We start from the raw sequence: 7,817 nt of genomic DNA, 5'->3' as shown, positions 1-7,817 counted from the left end.
GCCTTAGCCTCGATTCCGTGCCAGCCGCCGCGCTGGATCGTTTCCTGGACGATGCCAAGCTGAAGCGCCTCGAGGAGCTGCTGTCCGAGATCGCCCTCGGCAATCGCTTCGCCGACCAGGTCGCCACGCAACTCGTCGCCCTGCTCGGGCCGCGCGAGGGAAGCCATCCGCAGGCGCCTGCCGAGCACAACGCCGAGAAGATCCGCATCAGTGGTGCGGAGCGTGGCGTGTTGAGCTTCGGCAACTGCTGTCACCCGCTGCCGGGCGACGAAATCGTCGGCTTCCTGTCGTCGGGCAAGGGCATCGTCGTCCATCGCGTCGAGTGCCCGAACGTGGTCGAGTTCCGGAAGACGCCCGAGCGCATCGTCGCCATCGAGTGGGACCGCGACGTGCAGGGCGATTACCGTGCCGAGCTGCGCATCGAAGTCCTCAACCGCCCGGGCGTACTCGCCACGGTCGCGGCCGCCATCGCCGACGCCGGCTCGAACATCGAAAACGTCGAATACATCGAACGCGACAGCACGGCCGCCACGCTGCTCTTCGCCATCGAGGTGAAGGACCGCAAGCACCTGGCCGACGTCATGCGTCGCGTCCGCCGCACTGGTGTAGTTAGCGGCGTCTACCGCCACCCGTTATAAGGCTTCTTCTGCGCCATCTTCCCAACCGCTTCGGGCGGTGGGAAGATCGCGACGCACATACAGGGGCTAAGACATGGAATTCGCGTGGCGCCGGGCGCTTGCCCTGCTAGGGATGGTTGTCGTCGTGTTGTGGTCGTTACCTTGCCTGGCGCAGGACGGCACCGATTGCTCGACAGGTTACATCGCCGTGATGCAACGCACGGTCACACCTGCCGTGGTGATCGGTGCTCCGGCAGAACATCTGGCGCTCAAGGCCCATAACCCGGCCAAGGACGAGGTGTTTTACCCTCCGGCTGACGACGGCTATGTCATTACCGGTGACCCCGTCGATCTGGTCACCCGTTGCGGCAATCTCTCTTATGTCCGTTTCCACGGAAAACAAAAGGTCTCGACAGGCTGGGTCGAGACGTCTCGATTGCACACGACGGGCTCGCCTTACGTTCCGCTACCAGCGGGTGCGCCTGAACTCTGTAAGGCCGCTCAGGTCATGCTCGACGCGGGAGACGGGACGATCGAAGCCGTTCCGACGGTGCATGTGACCGATGCCGTCGCGAAGAAGCTTGATATCGGCCAGGATGCCAATGCCAGTCTGCCGGCCGTCGCTCGCGTGACGTCGGGTGGTCATCGAATGGCCGTGGCCTTGATCGATAGTGGCGGCACGGCCCATTCCATGGAGGCGATGGTTTTCACGCCTGGTATGGAGGCCCGCCTTTCGCCGCCGGACATGGAAAGCCGGCGCATTCAAAATGATGGCGCGAACGACTGGGCCTTCGGCATGAACGAATCGCTGGTCATGGTGCGGGGTCAGCCAATGATCTTCGACGAGTGGCGAGACCAGACCAATATCACGTTCGCCGCGATTGACTCATCGGGCGACATCATGCCCACCTGTTCGGGGGCGCGGGTGCCGACGCCACATCCCATTATCCAAGCCGGTTTCGACGGTGCGATGTGTCGCGCGCTGCTTGCCAGCGGTCCCGCCGCGTCGATGGGGCCTCCATCCGCCTCTGAGTCGATCTTCCTGGCAAAGGTGCCGGAGTACTTCGAGCCGTTAATAATCGACGGGCAACCTTCCGGGACTCAGTTCAGGAATCGTGGGCGAGCTTCTGAGGTTTCCTACGGTCTTGTCGCTACCGGAAACGTCGATCTGGACGGTAGCGGCCACACCCGTCGCGTAGGACTCGTCTCCTACTTCGATGGCGATTCAACGGCGGGAGACGGGACCTACCAGGAGAGCTGGTTTCTGCCGGTTTACCTGGATGCGCAGGGCAGGGCTGACCCTGGCAGCGTCGAAAACCAGGCACTGGCAAAGGGGTTGCCCACCGACGGCATGCAGGGAGGCAGGCTTGTCACTTACCAAGACGCGGCGTATCTCGAGCTCAGCCCGGGCGAGGACGACCGCATCACCGAGATATGGAAGTTCGAAGCCAAAGGCCCGCGGAAGGTTTGCGGCTTCCGCCAGGCCAAGTTCGAACTACACGTCGTGACGGCAGAAGATCACGGTCCACCGCGTTAGACTGTCTCGATTCCGCATCGAGGACGCCCCATGACCCGTAGCACCATCGCCACTGAGAAGGCACCGTCGGCCATTGGCCCGTATTCGCAGGCCGTACGCGCCGGCAACACGGTGTATTTCTCGGGCCAGATCCCGCTCGATCCCGCCACCGGCAATCTCGTCGAGGGCGATATCACCCTGCAGACCCGTCGCGTGTTCGACAACCTCGTCGCCGTGGCCGAAGCCGCCGGTGGCAAGCTGGCGGACATCGTGCGCGTGGGCATCTACGTGACGGATCTGGGCAACTTCGCCGCCGTGAACGCGGTGATGGCCGAATACTTCCAGCAGCCGTACCCGGCACGCTCGACGATCGAGGTCTCGGGCCTGCCCAAGGGCGCCCAGGTCGAAGTCGACGCGATCCTCGTCCTGCCGTAATCCACGGCACGACCCGTGGCCCGAAGCGCAGTGACCACGCCGGCGGCATCGCTGGCGGATCCCGGACGCGCACCGCTGACAACACTCGGCGGTGTCGGGCCCGCGCTCGCCGAAACGCTGGGCAAGCTCGGTCTGCGCGAGGTGCAGGATCTCTGGTTCCACCTGCCGCTGCGCTACGAAGATCGCACCACGGTCGTGCCCATCGCCGACCTCCGTCCGGGTGACCGTGCGCAGGTGGAGGGGATCGTGGAGCATGTTGAGCGGGGCTTCCGATTCAGGCCCCAGCTCAAGGTGATCATTGGTGACGACTCCGGTCGTCCGCTGCTGTTGCGCTTCTTCCACTTCCGCAAGTCGCAAGTGGACCTGCTGGCCAAGGGCACGCGACTGCTGTGCTTCGGTGAAGTGAGGCAGGGGCCGCAGGGATTCGAGATCGTCCACCCGCAATACCAGCGCATCGAAGCAGACGAGCAAGTGCTCGTCGATGAGCGCCTCACGCCGGTCTACCCCACGACGGAAGGCCTGGGCCCGCGTCGGCTCGCCAGCGTGATCTCACGTGCACTGGCGCACTTGCCGACAGACGACCGTCTGGAATTGATTCCCGACGAGATCGGTCGCCCCATGGGTCTGACCTCGTTGCGTAACGCCTTGCTTCATGTGCACCGCCCGCCACCCGACGTGGACTTGCGGCAGCTGGGGGAGGGCACGCATCCCGCACAACAACGGCTTGCCTTCGAGGAGCTGCTCACTCAGCACCTCACCTTGCGGCGCATGCGCGCGGCGGTAAAGAAGCGCAAATCACCCGCGCTCAAGAGTGCCGGTACCTTGCGCGACCGACTCCTCGCCGCGCTGCCGTTCGCACTCACCAAAGCCCAGTCGCGTGTATCGAAAGAAGTCGCCCGCGACCTCGCACGCGCACACCCCATGCTGCGTCTGGTCCAGGGTGACGTGGGCAGTGGCAAGACCGTCGTCGCCGCGCTCGCTGCGTTGGCGGCGATCGAGAGTGGCTACCAGGTCGCGCTGATGGCGCCGACCGAATTGCTTGCCGAACAGCACCTGCGCAACTTTCGTGCATGGTTCGAACCGCTCGGCCTCGAGGTGGAATGGCTGGCCGGCAAGGTGCAGGGCAAGGCGCGCAAGAGTGCGCTGGCGCGCGCGGCAGGCGGCGCGCATGTGCTGGTCGGCACGCACGCGCTCATGCAGGAGGGCGTCAGCTTCGCGAAGCTCGGCCTGGTCATCGTCGACGAGCAGCATCGCTTCGGCGTGCACCAGCGTCTCGCCTTGCGTGACAAAGGCGCTGAGGGGGATCTTATTCCGCACCAGCTCGTGCTGACCGCGACACCCATTCCACGCACGCTCGCCATGAGCGCCTATGCCGACCTCGACGTTTCGTCGATCGACGAACTACCACCGGGCCGCACGCCGGTGCAGACCGTCGCCATCTCCAATGAGCGCCGCTACGACGTCATGGAGCGCATCCACGCCGCGTGCATGGAAGGGCGCCAGGTGTACTGGGTATGCACGCTCATCGAAGAATCCGAGCAGCTCAACGCGCAGGCCGCGGAAGTCGCCCACGCGGAACTGACCATCGCCTTGCCCGATCTCGCCGTCGGCCTGATTCATGGCCGCATGAAGCCGAAGGAAAAGCAGGCGGTGATGGACGCGTTCAAGGCCGGCGAACTTGCCGTGCTGGTCGCGACCACGGTGATCGAAGTAGGTGTGGACGTGCCCAACGCCAGCCTCATGGTGATCGAGAACAGCGAGCGCCTTGGCCTTGCCCAGTTGCATCAGCTACGTGGACGCGTCGGTCGCGGGGCCATCGCTTCCAATTGTGTGCTGCTCTACCAGAACCCGCTGTCGCGACTGGCGCGCGAACGCCTGCAGGTGATGCGCGAAACCAATGACGGTTTTCGCATCGCGGAGAAGGATCTGGAACTGCGTGGTCCGGGCGAGGTGCTCGGCACGCGACAGACCGGCCAGCTGCAGTTTCGCATCGCGGACCTCACGCGCGATGGTCATCTCATGCCCGAGGTACAGCGTGTCGCCGAGGCGATGATGAAAGACCATCCTGCGCGGTGCGAGCGTCTGATCGCCCGTTGGGTTGGCGACGCAGCCCGTTACGTCGACGCCTGAAAAACCCCTTGTAGGAGCCGATTCATCGGCGATCCCGCGGCAGCGGGCCAGATTTTCGCGAGCACCCATCGCCGATGAATCGGCTCCCACAGAGAGCTCGCCGATGAATCGGCTCCCACAGAGGGCTCGCCGGTGAATCGGCTCCCACGGAGAGCTCGCCGATGAATCGGTTCCTACCGGGCGACGGCGTCGCTTAGCCCCAGGTGCCGGCGTACCTCGGAGGCAATCGCCGCGGTCTCGCGTAGCGGCGTTTGCGTCGTCGCCGTCGTCGCATCGATATCGTGCAACAACCCCGCCGAGCGCAGCTCCCGGTGAAACCGCTCCAGCTTCTCCGGCAGCGGCTGCGAAACGAAGGTGTGCACGGGCCGCCCTGTCGCGCAGGCCTCGGACAGCATATTCACCGAGTCCGGCGTGACAACGAGCCGATCGGCCCAGCCGAGCACGCCAGGGTAGGGGTTCGCACCGTCGGTGCTATCGGTCCAGACCACCCCGGGCAAGCCCGCGAATCCTTCGCGAATGCGACCCCGCTGTGCTTCCGGTGTTCGCCGTGACGCCGCCACCAGGACGGAGCCGCCATCGGCCTGATGCCGTCGCTTCACGGCCGCGAGGAAGGCTGTTGCCGCGGCGTCGTCGAACGGCGTGCCGTGCCTGGCTCCGCCGATCAACACACCCAGCCGCGGCGATGGCAGCTCGGCGAACGGGGCGAAGGCATCGCGCCCGTCGGCCAGCCATGTGTCGTCGATGGGATGCAACGAACCCAGCGGATTGAGGACATTGTCGCCGCGCAGGGTGTCGTGCTTGGGCGCGATCACCAGGTCCCAGTGGGCCGGATCGATCCTCGGATCCAGCAACTGCACGGCCAGGGTCTTGCCGTTCGACCATTGGCGGATCTGCCGGGTCGCCCAGGCGGCGCTGCGACCGCAGCCGATGACCAGCTTCGGCCAGGGCGGTCGCAGGCTTTCGTCGTTGCCGCCCAGGGCCATGCGCGAACCCGGCAGTTGCCGGGGCGCGAACCACGACCAGGGAGCGCGCAGCTCCACTATGATCTCGCGGATAGATGGGGTCAGCGCCTCGGCCAGCGCCAGCGCCTGCCGCCGATTGCCGGCCGCGCCGTCTGTCACAACCCAGCAGGCGTCGTGGGGCAGGATTGTTGTCGAATTTGCCACAGTTCGTTCCCTGGCCGACCGATCACGGACCGGGTCATGACGCTTACACTGTCGGGATGCCGGGGCCCCGGCGATCCGTCACTGTACAAGGATATCCATGAGCGCTCCGTTGTCCGATGCTTCGCTTGACCAGCTTTTCCTGACCGCCCGCACCTACAACGCGTGGCAACCGAAGGAAGTGACCGACGAGCAGATCCGCCGCTTGTACGATCTGGCCAAGTTCGGCCCCACCGCGGCCAATTCCTCGCCCATGCGCGTCGTCTTCGTGAAGTCGCCTGACGCCAAGCAGCGCCTCAAGCCGTATCTCTCCGAGAGCAACGCCGAGAAGACCATGCAGGCCCCGGTGACCGCCATCGTCGCCACCGACTTCGCCTTCTACGAGCACCTGCCCAAGCTGTTCCCGCACGCGGATGCCCGCAGCTGGTTCGTCGGCAACGAGCAGATGGTCCAGACCTCGGGTACCCGCAACGGTTCGCTGCAGGGTGCTTACCTGATCATGGCGGCCCGCGCGCTCGGCCTCGATTGTGGCCCGATGTCCGGCTTCGACCAGGCCGGCGTGGATGCCGAGTTCTTCGCCGGCACCCAGATCAAGTCGAACTTCCTGATCAACATCGGCTACGGCGATCCGGACAAGAATCTTTTCGACCGCCTGCCGCGTCTTTCCTTCGGCGAAGCGGCACAGATAGCCTGACCTCAATTCCCGCGGTGACCATCCGGTCCCGCTGCCATCAGCAGTACCCATCCCACTGCAGGAGATTCACCATGCGCGCACTCCGTTACGTCGCCCTCGCGGGCCTGCTCGCCACCGCCGGCACCGCCGCTGCTGCTCCGGTCACCTACAAGCTGGATCCGGGCCACACCATGGTCCTGTTCAGCTGGAACCACTTCGGCTTCTCCAACCCGACCGCCAACCTCGGCCAGGTCGACGGCACGCTCGTCTATGACGAAGCCGCCCCGACCAAGTCCACCGTCGAAGCGACCCTGCCGCTCGCCGGCCTCGACACCTTCGTGCCGAAGCTCGATGAGCACCTGAAGTCGAAGGACTTCCTCGACGCCGCCACCTACCCGACCGTCACCTTCAAGAGCACCAAGGTCACCTCGGCCGGCAAGGACAAGCTGAAGGTCGTCGGCGACCTCACCGTGCACGGCGTGACCAAGCCGGTCACCCTCGACGTCACCGTGAACAAGGTCGGCCCGCACCCGATGATGAAGGTCCAGACCGCCGGCTTCGACGCCACGGCCACGATCAAGCGTTCGGATTTCGGCGTCGGCGCTTACGTGCCGAACGTCTCCGACGAGATCAAGATCCGCATCACCACCGAAGCGCACGACGCCTCGGCTGCTGACAAGAAGTAAGCAAGCCCCTCGGCTTCGCTTCCAGACCCGCGTCGGTAACGGCGCGGGTTTTTTTTGTTCACCGTGGACACCAAGGCCCGGGCGCCCGGCTTCCAGGCCGCACATGCTTTCGCATCGCGCAGAGGGCTCGCCTTCGGCCTCGCAGGCTCGGCTTCGCCGTCGCTTTCTACACTTGAGCGTCTCGCGGGGAGACCTTGGCGTCCACCCTCGCTGCTCAGACAAGTCCTCCGCGTTCGAGAAGGAAGGCCGCTGACGCGGCCCATGTACTTATTTGGCCTACGGCCGCTCCACTTGTGCGGAACTCGCCTCGAGGGTGGACGCCAAGGTCTCTCACGACGATACGGTCAGCTGGAAGGAGAGCCGTTGGCGTGGGGCCGTCGTCGGCCCGGCCGTTTCCGGAGCACCAGGGCGGTGCGTAAGCCGTCGCTGGCACCCGGTTGCCGAACGTCTTCGTCGCGCCTGTGTCGGAGTGCATGGCGACAGCGGCAAGCATGGCGAAAGGACTCCGAATAAACACGACGGTCGATGCCGCCGAGCGCTTCGGCTCGACCCACGCGAACCGAAGGCTCTGCGCCGCGACGTCCAGGCACCGAAGGC

The 7,817-nt window shown here is 65.2% G+C and carries 7 protein-coding genes; 6 read left to right on the top strand and 1 reads right to left on the bottom strand.

What is annotated here, in order from left to right:
- The 4 genes from AC1DSN_RS15210 to recG all read left to right on the top strand — a co-directional run.
- Positions 1–638: ACT domain-containing protein (locus AC1DSN_RS15210; RefSeq protein WP_477331454.1), on the top strand; the 638-nt coding region annotated here is incomplete at its 5' end.
- Positions 639–711: 73 nt separating this feature from the next.
- Complete coding sequence (locus AC1DSN_RS15205; protein ID WP_477331452.1) at positions 712–2,154, top strand: hypothetical protein; 1,443 nt, start codon at positions 712–714, stop codon at positions 2,152–2,154.
- A gap of 30 nt (positions 2,155–2,184) precedes the next feature.
- Entirely contained in the window at positions 2,185–2,568 is a 384-nt protein-coding gene (locus tag AC1DSN_RS15200; protein ID WP_046968046.1) for a RidA family protein, read from the top strand.
- 15 nt (positions 2,569–2,583) lie between these two features.
- A complete protein-coding gene (gene recG, locus AC1DSN_RS15195; protein WP_477331450.1) occupies positions 2,584–4,698 on the top strand; it encodes an ATP-dependent DNA helicase RecG in 2,115 nt (704 codons plus the stop codon).
- Positions 4,699–4,871: 173 nt separating this feature from the next.
- On the opposite strand, the gene AC1DSN_RS15190 is transcribed toward recG, so the two are convergent.
- Complete coding sequence (locus tag AC1DSN_RS15190) at positions 4,872–5,864, bottom strand: mitochondrial fission ELM1 family protein (protein WP_477294791.1); 993 nt, start codon at positions 5,862–5,864, stop codon at positions 4,872–4,874.
- A 97-nt stretch (positions 5,865–5,961) separates the two neighbouring features.
- Here AC1DSN_RS15190 and AC1DSN_RS15185 point away from each other — a divergent pair, with 97 nt between their 5' ends.
- Together AC1DSN_RS15185 and AC1DSN_RS15180 are read left to right on the top strand one after the other, a co-directional pair.
- Entirely contained in the window at positions 5,962–6,555 is a 594-nt protein-coding gene (locus AC1DSN_RS15185) for a malonic semialdehyde reductase (RefSeq protein ID WP_477331448.1), read from the top strand.
- Positions 6,556–6,626: 71 nt separating this feature from the next.
- Positions 6,627–7,220: a YceI family protein gene (locus AC1DSN_RS15180; protein WP_213949385.1), complete on the top strand. Its 594-nt coding sequence runs from the start codon at positions 6,627–6,629 to the stop codon at positions 7,218–7,220.
- Positions 7,221–7,817 lie beyond the last annotated feature (597 nt).

This window comes from Luteibacter sp. P4_D7_3, assembly GCF_056401735.1.
This window is presented reverse-complemented; position numbering and strand designations above follow the sequence as displayed.

What these genes read in the sequence shown, in the direction of transcription:
- AC1DSN_RS15185 (WP_477331448.1), top strand. Translation starts at nt 5,962, where the DNA reads ATGAGCGCTCCGTTGTCCGATGCTTCGCTTGACCAGCTTTTCCTGACC.
- AC1DSN_RS15180 (WP_213949385.1), top strand. Translation starts at nt 6,627, where the DNA reads ATGCGCGCACTCCGTTACGTCGCCCTCGCGGGCCTGCTCGCCACCGCC.
- AC1DSN_RS15200 (WP_046968046.1), top strand. Translation starts at nt 2,185, where the DNA reads ATGACCCGTAGCACCATCGCCACTGAGAAGGCACCGTCGGCCATTGGC.
- AC1DSN_RS15205 (WP_477331452.1), top strand. Translation starts at nt 712, where the DNA reads ATGGAATTCGCGTGGCGCCGGGCGCTTGCCCTGCTAGGGATGGTTGTC.